Here is an 18,599-nt window from a genome sequence, read left to right on the forward strand (position 1 = left end):
GAAGTCCAGTTTAGGGGGTGGCGAATCGGCCGAGTTATGGTCATACTGGCCAGCAAAATTGATTATCTGGCCAAAAGCTTCGAGTTGTAATGCGAACCGTCACTTTTCTTCTGATCGACCAGATGCTAACCACCGGCACCATGTTGCCGCTGGAGATGCTCCGCGGTGCCGAGAGTCGAGCGCGCGCCGAGGGAATGACCGATCCCCTGCGTATTGTCACTGTCAGTCTGGATGGCAACCCAGTGGCCACGAGATCAGGATTTTCTCTGGCCCCGGATCTCAGCCTTGCGGAAGCCCCCGACAGCGACATCATCTACCTGCCCGCTCTTTGGCGCAATCCGCGCCCGGCGCTGCGGCACAGCGGACCACTGCTCGACTGGTTGCAACGCCAGGCGGAGTCCGGCGCAGCCATCTCAGCCGTAGGTACGGGGGTATGTTTCCTGGCAGAGGCCGGCCTGCTGGACAACAAGCCAGCCACCACCCACTGGCACTACTTCGAACGATTCGCGCGGGACTACCCACAGATCAAACTCAAACGGCAGTATTTCATCACCCAGGCGGATAAGATCTTCTGTGCCGCCAGTGTCAACGCTCTGGCGGACGTCACCGTCTATCTGATCCGGCAGTTGTACGGGCCGGCAGTCGCGAGCCATGTGGAGCGGAATTTTTCCCATGAGATCCGGCGCCCCTTCGAGGAAATTGCCTACTCGGAAGGCTCGGTGCGTCTGCATCCCGACGAAGAGATAGTACAGACCCAGACATGGCTGCGGGAGCACTGTAGTGAAGAGGTCCGTCTCAGTGAGGTCGCCAGTCGTTTCGATATGAGTGTGCGTTCTTTCAACCGCCGTTTCAAACTGGCGACGGGGCAGACTCCCCTGCAGTATCTGCAGCAGGTACGCGTGGATATGGCCCGGGAACTATTGCAGTCTAGCAATCTTTCGGTGAATGAAATTGCGGAGAAAGTAGGTTATCAAGATATGGGGCACTTCACCGCCCTGTTTAAGAAATTTCTGGCGACGACACCCAGCGACTACCGCACCACAGTGCGCGCCAAGTTATTTCGGGTAAACACCTGACCGCTGTACCCAGACGCGAAAACAACTGGCAGGCTGCTGAGGAATACTTCGCAGGCAACCCGCTGTACCAAATAGGGACCTTCGGGTTGCAGATCAAATCAGCGCCGCCCTAGAGGCGGCGCTGTGGAGGGGAAGGCACTCCGTCAGGCAGCGGAAGCACTCGCCGAGGACGCCTTGCGCTTTTGCTGAAGCAGTTTGTCCGAGGATGAGATATTCACTTTGCGCGGCTTCATGACCTCCGGGATCTCGCGTACCAGGTCAATATGCAACAGGCCATTTTCCAATTCGGCACCGATCACCTGCACATGGTCAGCGAGCTGGAAACGGCGTTCGAAGTTACGTGCGGCGATACCCCGATGCAGAAAATTCCGCTGATCGTCCTCTTCCGGTTTTCTGCCGCTCACGGTGAGTCGGTTCTGCTCCACCTGAATATCCAGTTCGGACTGTTCAAACCCCGCCACTGCCATAGAGATGCGATAATTGTCGTCTCCAGTCAATTCGATATTGTAGGGCGGGTAAGTCGGCTGGTTTTGCTCGCCGGTTGTCATTGCGTCGAGCAGTCGGGCCATGCGGTCAAAACCTATGGCGGAACGGTATAGTGGTGAAAAATCTAAGTTACGCATTGTCATATCCTCTATTCAGAGCAATATTGAAGTTCGCTCGTCGTGAAGACCGAGCCGGGCTGAGGGTGCAGCTCCGAATGAGCCTGCCTCCTCGTATATCTAGATAGGGTCGCGGGATTATTTTTCAACTGCGAAAGTAAACTTTTATGGCCAGCAGAAAAAAATCCATCGCACAGGACAACCAGCGACTGTTCATTGGTGTGCGCCCGGACAGTGATACCCAGCAGTTCCTGGATGGACTGGTTAGTCATGCGAAACGCACACTCGGCGCCGGGCGCAGCAGCCCCATTCGCTGGACCAGTCACACCAACCGCCATCTGACACTGGCTTTTTTAGGGGAGACCTCCGCCGATCTTGTCGCCGAAATCGAACAGCGGATGCAGGTAATTGCATCGGAGTTGCAGCGCTGCACAGGCAGGATCGCAGCCTTGCATCCATTCCCACAGCGCAAATCGCGGTTACTGGTGGCAGAGCTGCTGGGCAATCCCGATCTCGACCGTTTGCACCGGCGCTGTCGGCAGCTAATGATGGATATCGGGTTAAAGCCGGAAAGTGCGGTTTTCCGCCCCCACATCACCCTGGCGCGCAGCCCCAGGGGGTTCGCGGCAATGAAAGCCCAGGCGGTGGATTTTTCCGTGAATATTGGCAACCTGGTGCTCTATGAAAGCCTGATGGCGCCGGGCGGCAGTCAGTATCTGCCACTGATAGAGCTGCCCCTGTGCACCAGCGAACAACCCGGCGACCAGACGGATCTTTCACCATTGGTCTGATCGCCCGCCTGGAACGACCGGCGCCACAATCGCAATCGGCAATACACCGCCTATGCGTGCCCAGCAGGCTGATGCTCCGAACAGGGGTGTTCTGGCGGCAAGTCAAGCGTATAACTGCCTGATTTGCCGCGGACGGATCATCGATGCGGTTAATAAAAAAATCTGCCCGCTAATCCAGCTTGGACAGAACATACTCAGGGTACATCACCAGGCGCGGACGCGACGGCCTGCGCGCGTCGAAGATAAACACGTAAGGCTCACCCGCGTCATCGGCGGGTATGGTGCGGCGGAACTTCCACTTGCGGACTTTATAGGTTTGCCGGCCGGCCTCTACCGGTGCCACCAGGCGATACTGGTTGTGTCCCAGAAATTCAAATGGGATGGAGGCTCCTCCAATAAGTTTTAGTGTTAAGTCCGGGAAGCTTTGGTCCCCCCCACCCTCTCCCTCCAATACTTTTTGCAGACGGTCTTTCTCGCCCCGGACATAGGTCAGCATCTCCCCGTCGACTGTCCGTTCATGCTCGGGGGCAGGCGCAGGGGCCGGATCCGCAACGACCACTGGCGCGGGTATCTTCAATTCCTGCGTTAGGGCCGATCGATTATCAATCTCTTTGCGCCCCTTCGCCGCTTCAGCCCGGGCCAGCATTTCATTGGTCAACCGCTCGACTTTCCGCTCCTGGGCCACCATGCGCGCCCGGTCGTTGGTGGCGGCCTCCTGGGTAGCGCTGAGCCGATCCTGCAACTGCTGGTAATTGGACTGGATGATCTTCAGGCGGCGGTTGCGACTGTCCACACCGCGCTCGGCCATGGCAAAGCTGTGTTGGGCTTTGCGCAGTTGGCGTTCGGAATCAGAACTGTTCTGTAACTGGTGATCCCGTTCAGCCTTCTGCAAGTCCTGAGTACTTTGTTCAAAATTTAGCTGCACCGCGCTAACAGCCTGCTGTGCCTTTTCCAGCTTGTAGTCATAGGAAATCAATTCGTTTTCGATCTCCTCCACCTCAACCATGCGGTTTTCCAGTGTCTGCCCCATACGAGCCAGCCGGTTCTTCTCCGCCTCCAGGGACGCCTGTTCCTGGGCCGTGATGGGGCCAGCCGCCAACATCATCAAACCCGTCATCACAAGTGAGCAATGCCTCAATACCGCCATAGGAAAGAACCCGTTTCTCGATTTAATGTGTCTGTTGGGAGAATTGCGCTACAGCCGCCTTAACTTGCGGAGTCGGGTACTCCTCTCCGTCGTCTGGTCACGCCCAGCGTGATTCTACGCAGCCGTTCTGCGAGGGGCAATCTCCGCTATAGAAATAAGCCATCCCTCTACCGACTACCGGACTGCCGGGCGCCGGTTTTCTATACAGCTTCTGTCCCCTGAGCCCTATAGCGTGCAAAGCCACTGGAATGGCCAGTGGCGCATTTTTGATAAAATTTTGCGATCAGGGTGCTTGATTTTTTTGCGCGTGAGTGCATTATGGATAGCAGGGATAATCGCTGGAAACAGTGAATTTCCGACCCGGGCGTAAAACACCCCAGGCTGTTAAATCAGCAAGATTTAGTTGCGACACCGGCGTTACGGCAATTCAAGTGTAACCGCGACCCCTAAGGGCGCCCTACCTTCATTTAGCAAACCGCATCAGCGGCCTGCGAGGTTCCTTATAACCGGAGGTATTTGCCCATGAAATCAACGCCTTACGATAACATTGTGTTCCGCGATATCGATAAATCCGCCGCCCTGGCCAACACGATATCTAAAAAGTTGCATAAACTGGAACGTTATTGTGGCGACATCATACGAAGCCGTGTGGTTCTCGAAGCACCCCATCAGCACAAGCACAAAGGCAAACAGTTCAAGGCCTCTGTAGAGTTAGCCTTAAGCGGCAAGCCTGTGACCATCACCAGCGAAAGCGAATCCATCCATCGGGCGGTCAGCGGTGCCTTTGCCTCTGCCGAGCGCTGCCTGAAAGAGCGCGGTGAGCGCCGCAAGACGCTCCGCCATCAGGCTCTCAGCTCAAGTGAGGAAAATTGACGGCTGGTCAGCCGTCTACGCGGCAGTTATCTCCTGCCAGATCAACGTTATCTTAGGAAAGCGGAAGGCGGTGCGTCTGCATCGCCTGAATTATTTTGGCGGTCCGAAAATTCGCTGACATCAAACCGCTGAAAAGAACTTTGCCAGCAGCCCGATGCCTCCAACAAGACACTTCGAACCGCGAAACCAGCTTGCAACTGTTTGGATAGAGGATTTGCGGACACAGGTCGTAAACCCCGGATGCAAAATCCCCGCAGGGCTTTGCCGACAAACCGCCATTAACCCGGCGACTCAATAAGTCTTCAGGTTAATGTGGCGCAGGGATATGTCAGCGCATGGCAAAGGCTGGCACAAGCCTTCGAAAAGCAATTTAATCCGCGGAATTGCGCAGATTTTCAAAAGTGACAATCCAATGTTTGGGAGGCCATTAACTGGCTTGCCGGGTTAATCTTGAGATGGCGTACGCATGGTCACAAATTCCTCAGCAGCAGTCGGGTGAATACCGATGGTCCTATCAAAAGTCTCCTTGGTCGCCCCGGCTTTTAGCGCAACTGCCATACCCTGGATAATTTCACCCGCTTCCGGCCCCACCATATGAACGCCCAGGACTTTGTCGTTACGGGAGTCAACAATCATCTTCATCAGCGTTCTCTCGTCCCGCCCGCTCACTGAGTGGCGCATCGGTTTGAACTCTGATTTGTATACGTGCACTGAAATCCCCTCGTCGCGGGCCTCCTCTTCCGTGAGTCCAACGGTGCCGATGTTGGGCTGACAGAAAACCGCAGTGGGAATATAGTTGTAATCCATCTCGGCAGCGCGCCCGCTCTGCCAGTGCTTGACCAGAGCCATGGCTTCAGCCAGGGCCACTGGCGTTAACTGTGGCCCACCGCTAACATCCCCCAGGGCGTAGATCGATGGCACACTGGTGCGGAAACTGTCGTCCACGGAAATAGTCCCGTCCGCTCGGGTAGCCACCCCCAGTGCCTCCAGACCCAGGCCGACGGTATTCGGCCTGCGCCCGGTTGCGTACAAAACGGCATCCACTTTCAGGGGCTCCTCCGACTTCATTGCTACCAGCAAGCTGCCATCCGGCTGTTTTTCAATGGATCTGATCTCACTGTTGAAATGTAACTGAACGCCCTTCTTTGCCACTTCGTCTCTTACGAAGCTGCGTATGTCGTAATCAAAGCCGCGCAAAAACAGATCCCGGCGATAGGAAAGGTGTGTTTCCGCACCCAGGCCGGCGAAGATACCGGCAAATTCAACCGCTATATAGCCCCCCCCAACCACAAGTACCCGCCGTGGAAATTCGGCTAATGAGAATACCTCATTGGAAGTAATCACATGTTCACGCCCGGGAAATTCCGGAACGAAAGGCCACCCACCCGTCGCCACCAGAATGCGCTCGGCGGAATAGCGCATTTCGTGGACCGTCACCTGATGCGGCCCTTCGATAGAGGCCCGTCCATCAATCACCTGTACCCCCGAACCAGCCAGCAGGTCGCGGTATATCCCATTTAGCCGCGCTATTTCCCTGGCGTTGTTATCGCGCAGAGTCTGCCAGTGAAAATCCGGCCGTTCCGATTGCCATCCGTAGGCGCGGGCATCCGCAAAGGACTCACTGTAACCGCTGGCGTACACAAAAAGTTTTTTCGGCACACAGCCCACGTTCACGCAGGTACCCCCCATGTAGCGATCCTCCGCCACCGCAACCCGCATGCCCGCCGCAGCCGCCATGCGCGCGGCGCGCACTCCGCCGGACCCGGCACCAATGACAAACACATCAAAATCAAATTCGCTCAAGACAAACTCCCTAGCATCCACTATCAATCCCGGACACAATCAATACTTTAACGCCTGTCCAGCCTTTGCTGCTCAAAAAGGCTTTCCAGCAGCCTGCCAGTCACCGGCCACTCAACAAGTCACACCGGCTTGCAGCCGGTAGCAGTACCATCCGTACCGCAGTTATCAGAAAATCCCTCCAGCTGACACTTGGTCCCAGCTAGCCGCCCTTTCCACCCCGGCCAGTTACGACATAGGGACGGCAAAGCAAATCACCGCCCTAACGGGCTGTTGAAAAAGTGTATTTCAACAGCCTGCTGTCCCAAACAGGGATGTTCGAGCCGCAAATCAAGCATGTAACTGCTTGATTTGTCGTGGAGGGTTTGCGGACATGCGCCGCAGGCCCGGGTTGAGGAAAGCCAGGGAGGACTTTTTCAACAACCTGCTAGAGGACAGTCGCTCCAACCTCGGAAGCCACACTTGTTTGTTGGCATCTGGCAGACAAGCAATTGGCACAAAATTGACAATAATGACCGACTATCCATTGACATCCACGACAGCTTCTTATATTCATGTGACGACCGTCACAGGAAGCCATACGGAAATAACTATAAGGCTGAGAGCAATGAACACCTCCAACACAACAACCTTTCAGCGACTGCTGCCTCTGCTATGCCTACTGCTGGCGAGCAGTGTCGCCAACGCAAAAACTCACCCGTCGTACCTGACCCCAAAATACTGCGAAAGCCTTACGGAGCAGTTCGTCGATAACGGCATGCGCAGCCTCGGCAAGTACGTAAACGATAACTTTCAACCCGAGTTTACGGGTGGTATCCGCAACACCATCGATTTTCTCGAGAAGCGTTCTTCGTGGTTGTCCGAATGCAACGACTATCTGCTCGACACCCACAACAGCAGTGTATTTTATAGCGCAACTCTGACACGCGAGATTTTCGCGGCCATGGAAGCCCTGGCCAAAGAGCTGCAGCATGTGCGCGAGGGCGTGGAATATACAGATGACTCCGGCAACAACAACCCCAAGCCGGTCATCAAGAGCCGCTTCGACACCCTTGCAAAGCTGGTGGACCAACACCACACACAGATACTGCTGCGCAAACAGTTCCAGTAACACCGCCTCGGGCGATAGCTATACCGCCCCCGCAGTTATTGCGGCCCCACCCCACTGGCTAAACGCACCAGGCATTACCCCTGGGCGCGCAACTGCAGGGGCCACTGGGCTTCCAGCAGCCGCGGCAGCTTACCGCTACTTTTCCTCGCGCGCCTGGCTGGAGTGCTCCGCTCCCCGCCCCAGGCCCCCGGTGAACAAACCATCTGCCGGCCCGGACTGTCCCAGCAGGCGTTCCTTTAGGCTGCTGGCGATGCGCTTTGTCAGTGTCCCCAAGCGGGGACTGCGTTTGTCTGCAAATGGAATCGGCCGGCAACTGTGCATTGAAGCCAGCCCTATCCGCGCCATAAACAAACTGGCACCCATTCCCTGTCCCAGGCGTGCAGAAACCGTATTCAATACGCTGTCACCCACCAGTTCCGGCCACAGTTCGCTCACCGCATATTCACTGACTCCGCTGTAGGCCACCAGCGCAAGCACTTTTTTAAACAGGCGCCAGCGCACTACCACAGAGGGCCGCACACCGTAAATCTGCCCCACGTCATCGATAAGTCGAAACGACTGCCGCAGTGCCACCAGTATGTCCAGGGTGGCGAAGGGGCTGAGTCCGACCAAGGCGCCCGTGGTGGTGGCATGGTGCACAATTCGGCGCAACGCCTCCTGGTCCAGGGCTTCTACAAAGGCCACTTCCAGGTGTTGCAGCAGTTCCGCACTGTCGTAATAATCCGGCGTCTCCTGCAGCACACGGCCCAGTAGGGCCCCCTGAGGCTTACCGGAAAAGTGCAGTTGCAACTGGTGGCGAAAGGGTGCCACCAGATCGCCACTGCGACAATCGCGCAGCTCCGCAGCCATCTCCTGTGTCTGCCGCAGCTTTCGCAGCGGCCAACCTGCGCGAAAGTACTCCCATATTGCACTCACTATGGTCGCGCCAAGTAGAGCAATTGTTACGCCGGCCAGAGCGCCCAGGAGCCAGTGCCGATCGGCAGCCCACACAAACAGTTGACGCAACTCCCAGGCCACAGCGCCAGCGGCGAGACCCAGGGCGGCCCACAACGCCGGTTTCCACAGGCGCAAGCGAAAAAATGGCAGCCGTAGTTCCGAATAGGAAATCCGCCCGGGCAGGGATTCACCGGTGGTGATAGAACCCGGTAGTGCCTGTCCCTCCTCCTCCAGCGGCTCCACACGGGTGGCATCCCTCGTAGGCGCGGTGGGCTCGGGCTCGTCCAGGGGCTGGACCCGGGTCTGGTGACGCCGGTGCTTGCCGTTCATCAGACTTTATCTCCCAAAATCAGGTTCAGCAGAGAATCAATACGGATGTGGGGAATGGTTCCCCCGGATGCCATACCAACTGGGGGCCGCAGTTGGGGCGGCGCCGCATCGGCGTAATGCCCCCAACCCTCACCCTCTGCGGGCAGCTGGGAAAAGATTTCCGCATTTTCAAACCCCAGATAGCGCCCCTGCAGGTCGTGCCCTACCAGCATTCGCCGGCCGTTTCTCTGGCTTTCTCGAGAGCAGCGTACCGCCGCTATGGCCTCACAGAAAAGAGGCAGTCCCCGGTACCGCGCGTCCGCGAAAGCCAGTTGCAACTGTTGCCCCAACAGCTGGCGCAGGGCATCGTGGTCGGCCGCCAGCACCTGATCCACTTTTGTCGCGGCAAACACAAGCCTGTCGATTCTGGGTCGCCAGAGTTTGCGCAGCAGCCCGCCGCTACCGTAGCGAAAAGTATCGGCGATATGGCCAAACGCCGCCCGCATATCGTCCAGGGCCTCTTCGCCCGCGTAGAGGGTGCCGATCATATCGACCAGCACCAGTTGCCGGTCCAGATGGCGAAAATGGCTTTCGACAAATGGCGCTACCTGCTCGCGGACGTAATTTTGGTAACGATCCGCCAGATAGCCATAGGTGGAGTCCGCGGGCAGGGCGTCCAGGTCAACTTGACCTTTCCCGCGCAAATCGAGCAGGGGCAGCACACCGTAGGGTTCAGTATCCAGCAATGCGCGCCCGGGTTGCAGGTAGCTCAACTTGCGCTGGCTGCGGCAGTCGAGCAGAAACTGGCGATAGTCCTGCCACAGCTGATCGAGATAACCTGGATCCGCCACACTATCCGGCGACAGAGCGGACAGCCGGGCGACCAGTTGCGGGGCCAGGTCCAGCCGGGCACCGGCACCGACAATATGCGACTGGTGGTGACACCAGTCACTGTAGCCCATGCCGAGCAGCGGTAGATCCATCAGCCACTCGCCGGGATAGTCACGTAATTCGAGGACCAGGGTTTTGCGGCCGTCGCGACCCAACCGGCGGCGCTGGCGCAGGTAGATATGTAACTCCACCGCCGAGACCGCGCGAGTGCCACTGGGCCATTGGGGGGGATCCGCCAGCAGGGCATTGAGACAGTCGCGGTAATTGAACATCGGCAGGCCCGAAGCCAGCGCCGGTTTGATTTCAGCCCCCAGCAAATCGCCGTTCAACGCCGGTGCAAAACCCGGCAGTTGGGCCCTGTCCGGGTGACTCAACTGGTAGATAAGGCTGGCCAGCAGCGTAGACTTGCCGGCTCCACTGAGGCCGGTAATGCCAATGCACAGCCGGCGGTCGAGCAGGCGCTCTGCTGCCCAATGCGATTTATCCTGCGTCTGTTTGCCCCAGCGCCGCAGCTGCTCACTGAGCCGAGCAATGCGTTTTTCACCTTGTCTGAGGACATCTCCGGCTTTCGCCCGCCCGCTCCTACTCATCTGCTAGTCCGTCTCTACACCCTGCCGACGGACCTGGCCGCAGCGATACCAAAACAATCCCCGGAAGGTTTTGCCAACAGTGGAGCCAACTGCACCCAGATCCTCAATCCACCAGTGCCACATCCCCCGACCCCATGACAGAGAATGACTGCTGCCCTGGGTTGCGCAAAACGATATCACCGGACCCCATCACAGAGCCGGTCGCCTTGTCAGACAGCAGGTTGCGGCCGATAAAGTCTCCAGAACCCATCACGCTGACCGCCAGCTTGGACACACGACCGTTGATCAGCATGTCCCCGGACCCCTTGATCCGCGCCGCCAATGACTCGCCGGCATAGCTGTCCAGGCGCAGGTCCCCGGAACCCGTGATCGCCGTTTCGCCACTCACCGCCAACACGGTTCCCAGCGTCAGGTCCCCGGAACCCGTGATAGCGGCCAGCAGCGATTCGGCGGCCAACTTGTCCACCTCCAGGTCACCGGAGCCCGTTACCCGCAATTCCAACTCTTTGCTTTCGATGGTGTCCGCCCGCGCCTCTCCCGGGCCGCTCACCAGGATGGCGGAGATCTGCGGCAGTGTTACCTTGAATTCCACCTTGTGGTCGTCGATAACCGTCAGCACACCGAAGAAACGCTTGCGTTTCGACGTCACTCCCAGTTCAAGGGTGTCGCCGCGCACCTCTGCGTGGGCGTACTGTATGGCCTCGGCCGGCCCCGTCGCCACCACCTCGAAGTTGTCCCCCTGGGTGATCTCCAGGCTGGACGCCCCCTCCAGGACCACTCGCTCAAAACCCTGCAGGGGAAACTTGCGGGTGGTCTCGTCCTCTGCCAGACAGGCGGCACTCAAAACGCCGCTTGCCACCGCCAGGGCTACAACCATATAGGTATATACAGATTTCGGGACCATGATCTCATCTCGCTCCAGTTGTTCTAATCTTCCGCTTTGACGCCGCCAGGCTCCCTGCCAGATGCAGCGGGGAGAAAATCACTGTGTGGCTGCCGGCGTCCATCCGCAGGTAGCGGTCAAACCGGCAACCCCGTCACGGCGTCTTTGGTGTCTGTCGAACTGGTCCGGGAACTGCGGAGACGTCGGTGCATTCAGGCGCAATCGGACTCAGGACAACCCATTTCCCGCAACGCCGCACGTATCTTATCCGCCTCGGCGGCCAACTGCTCAGCCTCCGCCGGCTGTTGCAGGGAGAAATCCAGATCTGTCAGGGCATCCACCGGGATAAGGTGGATATGGGTATGAGGCACCTCCAAGCCCGCTACCATGACCCCCACACGCGCTGGTGCATAGACCGCCTTCAGTCCCTTGGCAACCTTCTGTGCCACTTGCATCAGATGGGCGGCCAGTGCCGGCGGCACATCGTCCCAATGATCCACCTCCTGTACCGGGATCACCAGGCAGTGCCCGGGCTTGATGGGAGATATTGTCATGATCGCCACTGCCTGCTCATCCCGCCACAAGAAATGACCAGGTAGTTCGCGGTTTATAATTTTGGTAAATACACTCGACATGCAGACCTCACCGTCAAACCGGCGCTCCCACCGGCAAGTTATTCAAGTTATCGCAGCACCCATTCTAACATTTTCACTGGATTTCTCCGCCTCTCCGGCAACTGGGCCTGTCCGGGTTGGCCGCCAGTCCCACGACTTCCGGGGATCGGATAACAACCCGAGGAACAAAATGACATTTTCCACTTTCCCCGTTGGCAGCGCCAAGTGAATGCCTTAGGCTCCCCATACATAAAACGCAAAGCATCACCACCAGCCCCTGGGTTGTCAAAAAAAGCCGGAAAATAGGGCTGGAAGGGAATGTGCGCAGTACGCATATTTTTCTGTGGGGGGGGATCAATCGTGAATAATCTGTTGGATCAGGTTGGCGGGACTCAGGTCGTCAACCAGACGGTGAAGGAATTTTTTCAGGTGATTGGCCGCCAGTGCACTGAACTCGAATTCGCCGACTACTGCAAGCAGTGCAATCGCCAGGCCCAGTTCGTCAACCACGCCCTGTCGCCACAACCCGAACCGGTGCGCCTGAGCCGCGCCAGCTTTCTGGCCCGGGGGCTCAACCCCCCTCTGTTTGAAGCCCTGCTGGAATACCTGGAGGGGCGGCTGATAGAGTTGGGCTTTACCTGTGAGCTGAGTTCGGGCCTGGTGGAAACTACCGACGAGCTGTTCCGCCGTTGCGATCAAAGACTCCCGGCGGCCTGTTAGCGCCCGGCGCGGGCCCCAGTCCCGGCTGAAGCAATCTTGCTAGCCGGACAACCGCCCCATACAATGGACCCTTGCGGTCTTGTTCTATCTGCCTCTATATTGCACAAAGCAAGCGCCATTCCATCCACCGACTTCTTCCCCTGAGCAACCCATGAAAATTGCCCACCACTCGGTAGTGGAGATTCACTACTTACTGAAAGATGCCGAAGGCACCCTGATCGATTCCTCCGCCGAAGGCGAACCCCTCACCTACCTACAGGGAGCTGGCAATATCATACCGGGCCTGGAGAGGGAAATGCTCGACAAGTCGGCGGGGGACAAATTTTCCGCAGTCATCCAGCCGGAGCAGGGCTATGGCGCACGGAACCCGGAACTGATCCAGACTCTGCCGCGGGACGCCTTTGGCGATGTCGAGGAACTGAAGGTGGGCATGGCCTTCCACGCGCAGAGCACCGGGGGGGATCCCATCGAGGTGGAGATCATTGATATCGACGGCGACGATGTCACCATCGACGGCAACCATCCGCTGGCCGGAGTGGAGCTACACTTCGAGATCCAGGTGGTTTCCGTACGGGAAGCCACCGCCGATGAGATCAGCGGCGGGCACATCCACTGAGCCAGCGGCCAGACAGAATCTCCGCAGCCCCCTGGACCCCATAGCCCGGTCACAGATGGCGAACTATTGCAGAAGCCGTAGAACACCCATGCCACAGGAGATTCCAGACCACATTATCCTATTCGACAGCCTCTGTAATCTGTGTAATGGCTGGAGCCGGTTCGTACTGGAGCGCGACGAACGCGCTCTGTTCACCCTGTGCCGGGTACAATCCGCCGCCGGCCAGGAATTGCTGGAACACCTGGGCCTGCCCCTCGACACCTTTGAAACGGTCATCTATCTGCGCACCGGGCCGGCGGGAATACAACAGTATCACCGCAGCGATGCCGCACTGCGCATCTTTGCCCAACTGCCGATGCCCTGGCGTCTTTTGGCATTGACACGCATAATTCCGCGCTTTCTGCGCGACTGGATCTACGACCTTATAGCCCGCAATCGCTATCGGCTGTTTGGCCGCGGCGCCAGCTGTCGATTGCCATCCGCAACGGAGCGCCACCGATTTCTGGAACAATTCCCCCATGAGTTCAACTGAACAATACTCGCAACGCTTTGGCGGTATCACCCGCCTTTATGGACGCGGCACACTGGAGAAACTGCAGACTGCCCACTGCGTGATTATCGGGATAGGCGGCGTGGGTAGTTGGAGCGCCGAAGCGCTCGCCCGCTCGGGAGTCGGCCAAATTTCCCTGATCGACCTCGACGATGTCTGTATCACCAACACCAACCGCCAGAGTCATGCTCTGCTCAACACCATCGGCGAGCCCAAAGTAACGGTGATGGCCGAGCGCCTGCGACAGATTAATCCGCAAATTCAGCTACAGGTTCACCAGGATTTCATCGCCAGCGACAATTTCGCGCAGCTGCTGGACCCGGCACGGATGCCCATCGACATAGTCCTCGACGCCACCGATACGGCGCGGGTCAAAGCGGCCCTGGCCGCCTACTGCAAGGCGCGCAAACTGCGCCTGATTACCGTGGGCTCCGCCGGCGGCAAGCGGGATCCAAGCCGCATCGGCTGCGCCGACCTGGGCCGCACCATCAACGACCCCATGCTGGCCAAGATGCGCCAGCACCTATATAGCCAGCATAATTTTCACAAGTCGCGCCGACGCCTGTTTGGTATCGATGCCATTTTTTCAACAGAACCCATGGCCTACCCGCAACCGGACGGCCAGGTCAGTCAGCGCAAGACCACAATGCAAGGCGGGGTGAAGCTCGATTGCAGCAATGGATTCGGGGCGGCCACCATGGTCACCGGTACCTTCGGCTTCCACGCCGCTGCGCAGGTGGTAAAACGCCTGCTATCTCAAGGCTGATCGTCTTCCAAACAGGACATGGCCCTTTGCAGCAGGGCGTAAAACCCATTGCTGCGCGACTGGCTGAGGTGCTGCTGCAAGCCGAGATCCACAAACACCCGACGCACATCCGTGGCGGCGATCTGCTCTGCGGTACAGCCGTCAATTTGTGCCAGCAGCAAGGCACCCAGTCCCTTGACTACACGGCTGTCGCTATCGAGGGCGAAGTGATGTCGCCCGTCGCAGATGCGGTGGGCCAGCCACACCTCCGACGCGCAGCCGCGCACCAAATTTTGTGCGCGACGGATCTGCGGCTTGGGTGCAATGGCCCTGCTCCAGCGTATTAGTTCCCGGTAGCGATCCTGCCAATTGCGCTGTGACGCCAACTGCTCCAACTGCAGAGCCGAAAGGTCGTCGCTTATCCAGCCCTCCCCAGAGAAAGGCACCGGCCCGGCCGGCTCCGGTGCGACCCAGGAAGTGGGCAGGAAGTCCTCCACCGCCTGCAGAAAAGTCTCGATATCCCCGGGTGTGTTGTAAGCGGCTAGGGATGCGCGCAGGGTGGCGGTCTCACCCCCGGCGCGCAGCAGCGGCTGCGCGCAGTGGTGCCCAACGCGCACTGCAATATCCCGTCCGTCGAGCCAGTGCATTAGATCGGCAACCCCACCCTTCTGTGGCGCACAGGTGAGGATACCCAGATTGTGTTGTGGCTGACTGATCAAACGCAGCCCTGGCAACGCCGCCACCTCCCGGTGCAGGCAACGCAGCAGTTCCTGTTCGTGGGCCGCCATCGCAGCCCGGTCCTGTGCCGCCAGAAAATCCAACGCCGCGCCCAGCCCCGCAATCGCCGCCAGCGAAGCAGTGCCCGCTTCGAACTTGTGCGGCAGCTCCGCGAAGCGGCTGTGGAACAGTCCCACTTCCGCGATCATTTCCCCCCCGCCCTGCCAGGGGGGCATCGCCTCCAGTAGTTCCCGGCGGCCGTAGAGCAATCCGATTCCCGATGGACCATAAAATTTGTGCGCCGAGCATACCAAGAAGTCGCAGCCCAGCCGCTGCACATCCAGCGGCTCATGGGCCGCCAACTGGGCGCCGTCAACGATCCAGTGCAAGTCGCGACCGCGCAGTAATTTCCCGATCGCATCGAGATCCGGACGCAGTCCCAACGCATTGGAACCACCGGTAATCGACACCACCCGGGTAAGATCCGTAAGCGCCTCCTCCAGCCGGTCGAACTGGGGTACTCCCGCCGTGTCGGGCACATAGCGCAGTTTTAGCCCATAGCGCTCGGCCATCATCTGCCAGGGGACGATATTCGCGTGGTGTTCAGCGGTTGACAGCAGAATTTCATCACCGGCCTGCAGGTCGCTGCAGAGGCAGTTGGCAAGCAGATTCAACGCCTCGGTGGCGCCGCGACAGAAAACCATTTCCAGGGGGCTGCGGGCATTGCAAAATGCGGCCGCCTGGCGACGCACACGCTCCGTCATCTCTGTTGCCCGCCGGGCCAGTCGATGACTGGATCTGTGGGTATTGGCGTTGCTGTGCAGATAGAAATCCTGCAGCGCGTCGATGACTATCTGGGGCTTATGGGTTGTAGCGGCGTTATCGAGATATACTAGCTGCCGGTTTTCCCGCTGCGTAAACAAGGGAAACTGCCGTTTGAATCCGGAGGCGGAAAAGCTGGTAAAAGTCATAGTGAGAACAGCAACCGTGTATTTTCCCGTGTGCGTGCGGCCACCTCTTCCGCACTCACCCCGCGCAATTCCGCCAACAGCCCCGCGGTGACTGGCAGGTATTCCGGGCTGTTGCGCTCCCCCTGACGCCCCCGCAGTGGCATATCCGGGGCGTCACTCTCCAGCAATAGGCTTTCCAGGGGCAGTTCCACAACCGCCCGCCGCGTTTTTGCCGCCCTTGGGTAACTGATGGTGCCGCCAATTCCCAGGCGAAACCCCATCGCCCAATACCGGCGGGCCAGTTCCACATCGCCGCTGAAAGCGTGGATCACACCGCCGCGGCCGAGGCGGAAGCCTTTCAGCAGCCGCAGGAGCTCACTGTGGGCCTTGCGCACATGGAGAATCACCGGCAACCCCAGCTCGGCGGCGACCGTCAGGTGTATACGCAGGACGTCCAGCTGGCGTTCAAAGGGTGTTTCTATCAGCTTGTCGAGACCGCACTCGCCAATCGCGACAAAGCGGCCCTGCTCTGCACACTCGCACAGCGCTTGCTGCAATTGGGCATCGGTCTGTTGCAGGCCGGAGATCCACCAGGGATGCACCCCCACAGCAGCATGCCAGCCGGGCTCCCGGCAAACCAGCGCTGCCAGTGACTCCCACTGCCTCACCTCCACACCTGGAATAATCAGCTGCTCCACCCCGACGGCGCGGCACCGCTGCCAGACGGCATCGCGATCACTGGTAAAGTCGTCAAAGTCGAAGTGGCAGTGGCTATCGATCAGTAGCATCGGATTAAGTGCAGGGCTAACTCCGGGATCTTAGTTAAGGGCTTGCGCCAGCCTCCCCCGACGGCGGCATACTTGTACCACCTTAGCCCAGTAATGCGCCGCTAGATTGGGGGTACAGAAAAGCGGTGACGAACCCTAGCCGCCGGAGCCGTGGACGCCTGTTCGCACCAGTGCTGAACAGGCGCTGGCCTGCAGTCATTGAGCCACAGTGCGAAAACAGCGGCTGCCGCTATCTCAGAGCGACGCTGTGTGCCCCGCCTCCACACTGCGGAGAGCGGCGAGATCCTTGACCCACAGGATATCAGTCGGCGCCACCCGGGTACCGACGGTCGTTGCCAGCGTAGCCGTAAGCTGCTGTAACTTGTCGTCACCGTCGGCGGACACCTCAAGGGGTACCTGCTCCCACAGCTGCCCATCCTGGTCGATCACCTGACGGCTGTCATTGGTATCCACAGCACCCAGATGGCGGTCAATGGCCGATGATCCCCCCGCGGGCAGATAGATGGTTCCGGAGGTGAAGTCCACCGCGAAAGCCACCACACCGGGCAGAATACCGAACAACAACGCGGCGCCGTCGAGAATCACCACCACCGGATCGACACGGCCGCCCTCCTGCCCCTTGCGCTCCGGATACAGGAAATAACCACAGGCGGTCAGATTCGCGGTCAGGGCCAGGACGCAGCCGGCGGCAAGGCCGCGTTTAACCAGTTTACTATTCATGGTAACTCTCTCTGTCTCGTTATTGCGCAGGGGCTCTGGCCCCCATGGCCTGCAAGCTTACCGAATGACACACAGCGCCGGAAGTGGCACGGAGAGGAACATGTGTGGCGCAGATCCCAAAGTGAAGCAGATTCTCTCGAACCACCCCAGGTACTCTGCTATGGTTGGCGATTATTTAGTCACCTGAGAGGGGGGGGGAATCCCTATGCTGCGCCATACTCTACACCGACAGGCGCTCTGTGCGCTGCTCCTGGTTGCGCTGGTTGCCGGCGGCTGCGCCGCACCGGGACAAACCCGCAATGAAAAACGCCAGTATATAGACAATACGGAACGGCAGGTGCTAAGCGAGCTATACCGGCTGAAGCCGGATCTGCGCGCCGACGTGGCCAGTGCACCGGGCTATGCGGTATTTAGCAATATAAACATTAATCTGCTGCTGGCCAGCGCCTCCAGCGGGTACGGAGTGGCCGTCGACCGTCGCTCGGGGGCACGCACCTATATGAAAATGCACGAACTGGGTGTGGGCCTTGGTTTTGGTGTCAAAGATTTTCGCGCCCTGTTTCTGTTTGAATCCCCCGAGGTCATGCGGCGTTTCGTCGACAGCGGCTGGTCATTTGGCGGCCATGCGGATGCGGCTGCCAAGGCACAGGACAAGGGGGCGGCAGTCGCTGCCGAAGTGGTGCTGGATGGCATGCGCGTATACCAGTTGACGGAGAGTGGCATCGCCCTGCAGGCCACCCTCAAGGGAACCAAATTCTCGCGGGATCCGGAGTTGAATTAAACTTGGCGCCTATCCCGGCAAAAGCCATTGAAAGTCATTCATTCCGGCGCCAATCTGGTGTGTCCTGTGTCCGGCCGCGGGTACCGCGGCCTAAACTGTAACCAGCACCAGCCGCGAGTGGTAAAGGAGCGGTACGCAATTTCTGTCGGTGCGGGTTGCGCGCCAGTGATCGGGTCAGGCAGATAGCAGTCGTCGGGCCGCGACACCGGAAATTCCAGGGAGCTGTAGTCGCGGCAGGTGCCGCCAGGGATAGGCCAGAGCACGGTATCGGTAGCGGTACCGTGCTTTTTTATTGACCGCGCACCAGCCCCCATCTCAGCGGCCGGCCCCGGCCATAACCCCCTGAAAAATTTTGCCGCTCGCTGTATGCTCCCGCAACCAATAACAGC

Annotated in this window: 19 protein-coding genes; 9 read left to right on the top strand and 10 right to left on the bottom strand. The window is 58.8% G+C overall.

Features of this window, described 5'->3' with window-relative positions; all coding sequences use genetic code 11:
* The first annotated feature begins 89 nt into the window (after positions 1–89).
* On the top strand, positions 90–1,076 hold the full coding sequence (locus AB1S50_RS02415; protein ID WP_367148788.1) for a GlxA family transcriptional regulator: 987 nt from the start codon (positions 90–92) through the stop codon (positions 1,074–1,076).
* 143 nt (positions 1,077–1,219) lie between these two features.
* Here AB1S50_RS02415 and AB1S50_RS02420 read toward each other — a convergent pair whose 3' ends face one another.
* Positions 1,220–1,699 carry an Hsp20 family protein gene (locus AB1S50_RS02420; protein WP_367148789.1) on the bottom strand — a complete coding sequence of 160 codons (480 nt, stop codon included), beginning with the start codon at positions 1,697–1,699 and terminating at the stop codon, positions 1,220–1,222.
* A gap of 146 nt (positions 1,700–1,845) precedes the next feature.
* Here AB1S50_RS02420 and thpR point away from each other — a divergent pair, with 146 nt between their 5' ends.
* Positions 1,846–2,469 (top strand): RNA 2',3'-cyclic phosphodiesterase, encoded by a 624-nt coding sequence (gene thpR, locus AB1S50_RS02425; protein ID WP_367148790.1) that lies wholly within the window; start codon positions 1,846–1,848, stop codon positions 2,467–2,469.
* A gap of 169 nt (positions 2,470–2,638) precedes the next feature.
* Here thpR and AB1S50_RS02430 read toward each other — a convergent pair whose 3' ends face one another.
* Positions 2,639–3,589 (bottom strand): coiled-coil domain-containing protein, encoded by a 951-nt coding sequence (locus tag AB1S50_RS02430; RefSeq protein ID WP_367148791.1) that lies wholly within the window; start codon positions 3,587–3,589, stop codon positions 2,639–2,641.
* Positions 3,590–4,138: 549 nt separating this feature from the next.
* Here AB1S50_RS02430 and AB1S50_RS02435 point away from each other — a divergent pair.
* The gene (locus AB1S50_RS02435) at positions 4,139–4,489 is read left to right on the top strand and encodes an HPF/RaiA family ribosome-associated protein (protein WP_367148792.1); all 351 of its coding nucleotides are present in this window, start codon (positions 4,139–4,141) and stop codon (positions 4,487–4,489) included.
* Between the two features lie 444 nt (positions 4,490–4,933).
* Here the strand turns inward: AB1S50_RS02435 and gorA are convergent, their stop codons facing one another.
* On the bottom strand, positions 4,934–6,292 hold the full coding sequence (gorA, locus tag AB1S50_RS02440; protein ID WP_367148793.1) for a glutathione-disulfide reductase: 1,359 nt from the start codon (positions 6,290–6,292) through the stop codon (positions 4,934–4,936).
* Between the two features lie 604 nt (positions 6,293–6,896).
* Between gorA and AB1S50_RS02445 the strand changes: the two genes are divergently transcribed.
* Complete coding sequence (locus tag AB1S50_RS02445; RefSeq protein WP_367148794.1) at positions 6,897–7,400, top strand: hypothetical protein; 504 nt, start codon at positions 6,897–6,899, stop codon at positions 7,398–7,400.
* 135 nt (positions 7,401–7,535) lie between these two features.
* Here the strand turns inward: AB1S50_RS02445 and AB1S50_RS02450 are convergent, their stop codons facing one another.
* The 4 genes from AB1S50_RS02450 to AB1S50_RS02465 form a co-directional block, all read right to left on the bottom strand.
* Entirely contained in the window at positions 7,536–8,666 is a 1,131-nt protein-coding gene (locus AB1S50_RS02450; RefSeq protein ID WP_367148795.1) for a TIGR01620 family protein, read from the bottom strand.
* Positions 8,666–10,126 carry a YcjX family protein gene (locus AB1S50_RS02455; RefSeq protein ID WP_367148796.1) on the bottom strand — a complete coding sequence of 487 codons (1,461 nt, stop codon included), beginning with the start codon at positions 10,124–10,126 and terminating at the stop codon, positions 8,666–8,668. Before AB1S50_RS02455 ends, AB1S50_RS02450 begins: the two co-directional genes overlap by 1 nt.
* 103 nt (positions 10,127–10,229) lie before the next feature.
* Positions 10,230–11,030 (bottom strand): GIN domain-containing protein, encoded by an 801-nt coding sequence (locus AB1S50_RS02460; protein ID WP_367148798.1) that lies wholly within the window; start codon positions 11,028–11,030, stop codon positions 10,230–10,232.
* A 191-nt stretch (positions 11,031–11,221) separates the two neighbouring features.
* Positions 11,222–11,644 (bottom strand): HIT family protein, encoded by a 423-nt coding sequence (locus AB1S50_RS02465; RefSeq protein ID WP_367148799.1) that lies wholly within the window; start codon positions 11,642–11,644, stop codon positions 11,222–11,224.
* 339 nt (positions 11,645–11,983) lie between these two features.
* On the opposite strand from AB1S50_RS02465, the gene AB1S50_RS02470 reads away from it, so the two are divergent.
* From AB1S50_RS02470 to tcdA, 4 genes are all read left to right on the top strand, one after another.
* The gene (locus AB1S50_RS02470; RefSeq protein ID WP_367148800.1) at positions 11,984–12,343 is read left to right on the top strand and encodes a hypothetical protein; all 360 of its coding nucleotides are present in this window, start codon (positions 11,984–11,986) and stop codon (positions 12,341–12,343) included.
* A gap of 151 nt (positions 12,344–12,494) precedes the next feature.
* Positions 12,495–12,959, top strand: a complete 465-nt coding sequence (locus AB1S50_RS02475) for an FKBP-type peptidyl-prolyl cis-trans isomerase (protein ID WP_367148801.1) — start codon at positions 12,495–12,497, stop codon at positions 12,957–12,959.
* Positions 12,960–13,047: 88 nt separating this feature from the next.
* Complete coding sequence (locus tag AB1S50_RS02480) at positions 13,048–13,491, top strand: thiol-disulfide oxidoreductase DCC family protein (RefSeq protein WP_367148802.1); 444 nt, start codon at positions 13,048–13,050, stop codon at positions 13,489–13,491.
* On the top strand, positions 13,478–14,275 hold the full coding sequence (tcdA, locus tag AB1S50_RS02485) for a tRNA cyclic N6-threonylcarbamoyladenosine(37) synthase TcdA (protein WP_367148803.1): 798 nt from the start codon (positions 13,478–13,480) through the stop codon (positions 14,273–14,275). The genes AB1S50_RS02480 and tcdA overlap by 14 nt, the downstream gene beginning before the upstream one ends.
* Here tcdA and AB1S50_RS02490 read toward each other — a convergent pair.
* The 3 genes from AB1S50_RS02490 to AB1S50_RS02500 all read right to left on the bottom strand — a co-directional run bounded on the left by AB1S50_RS02490 (position 14,266) and on the right by AB1S50_RS02500 (position 17,429).
* Complete coding sequence (locus tag AB1S50_RS02490) at positions 14,266–15,942, bottom strand: aminotransferase class V-fold PLP-dependent enzyme (protein WP_367148804.1); 1,677 nt, start codon at positions 15,940–15,942, stop codon at positions 14,266–14,268. The two genes, tcdA and AB1S50_RS02490, sit on opposite strands and share 10 nt — an antisense overlap.
* The gene (locus AB1S50_RS02495; RefSeq protein ID WP_367148805.1) at positions 15,939–16,709 is read right to left on the bottom strand and encodes a TatD family hydrolase; all 771 of its coding nucleotides are present in this window, start codon (positions 16,707–16,709) and stop codon (positions 15,939–15,941) included. The genes AB1S50_RS02490 and AB1S50_RS02495 overlap by 4 nt, the downstream gene beginning before the upstream one ends.
* 234 nt (positions 16,710–16,943) lie before the next feature.
* Positions 16,944–17,429 carry a hypothetical protein gene (locus tag AB1S50_RS02500; RefSeq protein WP_367148806.1) on the bottom strand — a complete coding sequence of 162 codons (486 nt, stop codon included), beginning with the start codon at positions 17,427–17,429 and terminating at the stop codon, positions 16,944–16,946.
* A 205-nt stretch (positions 17,430–17,634) separates the two neighbouring features.
* Here AB1S50_RS02500 and AB1S50_RS02505 point away from each other — a divergent pair, with 205 nt between their 5' ends.
* Complete coding sequence (locus AB1S50_RS02505; RefSeq protein ID WP_367148807.1) at positions 17,635–18,210, top strand: lipid-binding SYLF domain-containing protein; 576 nt, start codon at positions 17,635–17,637, stop codon at positions 18,208–18,210.
* Positions 18,211–18,599: the final 389 nt, after the last annotated feature.

The sequence above is a fragment of the Microbulbifer discodermiae genome (assembly GCF_040742695.1).
Lineage (GTDB): Bacteria > Pseudomonadota > Gammaproteobacteria > Pseudomonadales > Cellvibrionaceae > Microbulbifer.

Coding starts and splice junctions, on each gene's coding strand:
- AB1S50_RS02435 (WP_367148792.1), top strand. CDS start 4,139: ATGAAATCAACGCCTTACGATAACATTGTGTTCCGCGATATCGATAAA.
- thpR (WP_367148790.1), top strand. CDS start 1,846: ATGGCCAGCAGAAAAAAATCCATCGCACAGGACAACCAGCGACTGTTC.
- AB1S50_RS02495 (WP_367148805.1), bottom strand. CDS start 16,709: ATGCTACTGATCGATAGCCACTGCCACTTCGACTTTGACGACTTTACC.
- AB1S50_RS02475 (WP_367148801.1), top strand. CDS start 12,495: ATGAAAATTGCCCACCACTCGGTAGTGGAGATTCACTACTTACTGAAA.
- AB1S50_RS02450 (WP_367148795.1), bottom strand. CDS start 8,666: ATGAACGGCAAGCACCGGCGTCACCAGACCCGGGTCCAGCCCCTGGAC.
- AB1S50_RS02465 (WP_367148799.1), bottom strand. CDS start 11,644: ATGTCGAGTGTATTTACCAAAATTATAAACCGCGAACTACCTGGTCAT.
- AB1S50_RS02445 (WP_367148794.1), top strand. CDS start 6,897: ATGAACACCTCCAACACAACAACCTTTCAGCGACTGCTGCCTCTGCTA.
- AB1S50_RS02460 (WP_367148798.1), bottom strand. CDS start 11,030: ATGGTCCCGAAATCTGTATATACCTATATGGTTGTAGCCCTGGCGGTG.
- AB1S50_RS02420 (WP_367148789.1), bottom strand. CDS start 1,699: ATGCGTAACTTAGATTTTTCACCACTATACCGTTCCGCCATAGGTTTT.
- AB1S50_RS02505 (WP_367148807.1), top strand. CDS start 17,635: ATGCTGCGCCATACTCTACACCGACAGGCGCTCTGTGCGCTGCTCCTG.
- tcdA (WP_367148803.1), top strand. CDS start 13,478: ATGAGTTCAACTGAACAATACTCGCAACGCTTTGGCGGTATCACCCGC.
- AB1S50_RS02480 (WP_367148802.1), top strand. CDS start 13,048: ATGCCACAGGAGATTCCAGACCACATTATCCTATTCGACAGCCTCTGT.
- AB1S50_RS02415 (WP_367148788.1), top strand. CDS start 90: ATGCGAACCGTCACTTTTCTTCTGATCGACCAGATGCTAACCACCGGC.
- AB1S50_RS02500 (WP_367148806.1), bottom strand. CDS start 17,429: ATGAATAGTAAACTGGTTAAACGCGGCCTTGCCGCCGGCTGCGTCCTG.
- AB1S50_RS02490 (WP_367148804.1), bottom strand. CDS start 15,942: ATGACTTTTACCAGCTTTTCCGCCTCCGGATTCAAACGGCAGTTTCCC.
- AB1S50_RS02455 (WP_367148796.1), bottom strand. CDS start 10,126: ATGAGTAGGAGCGGGCGGGCGAAAGCCGGAGATGTCCTCAGACAAGGT.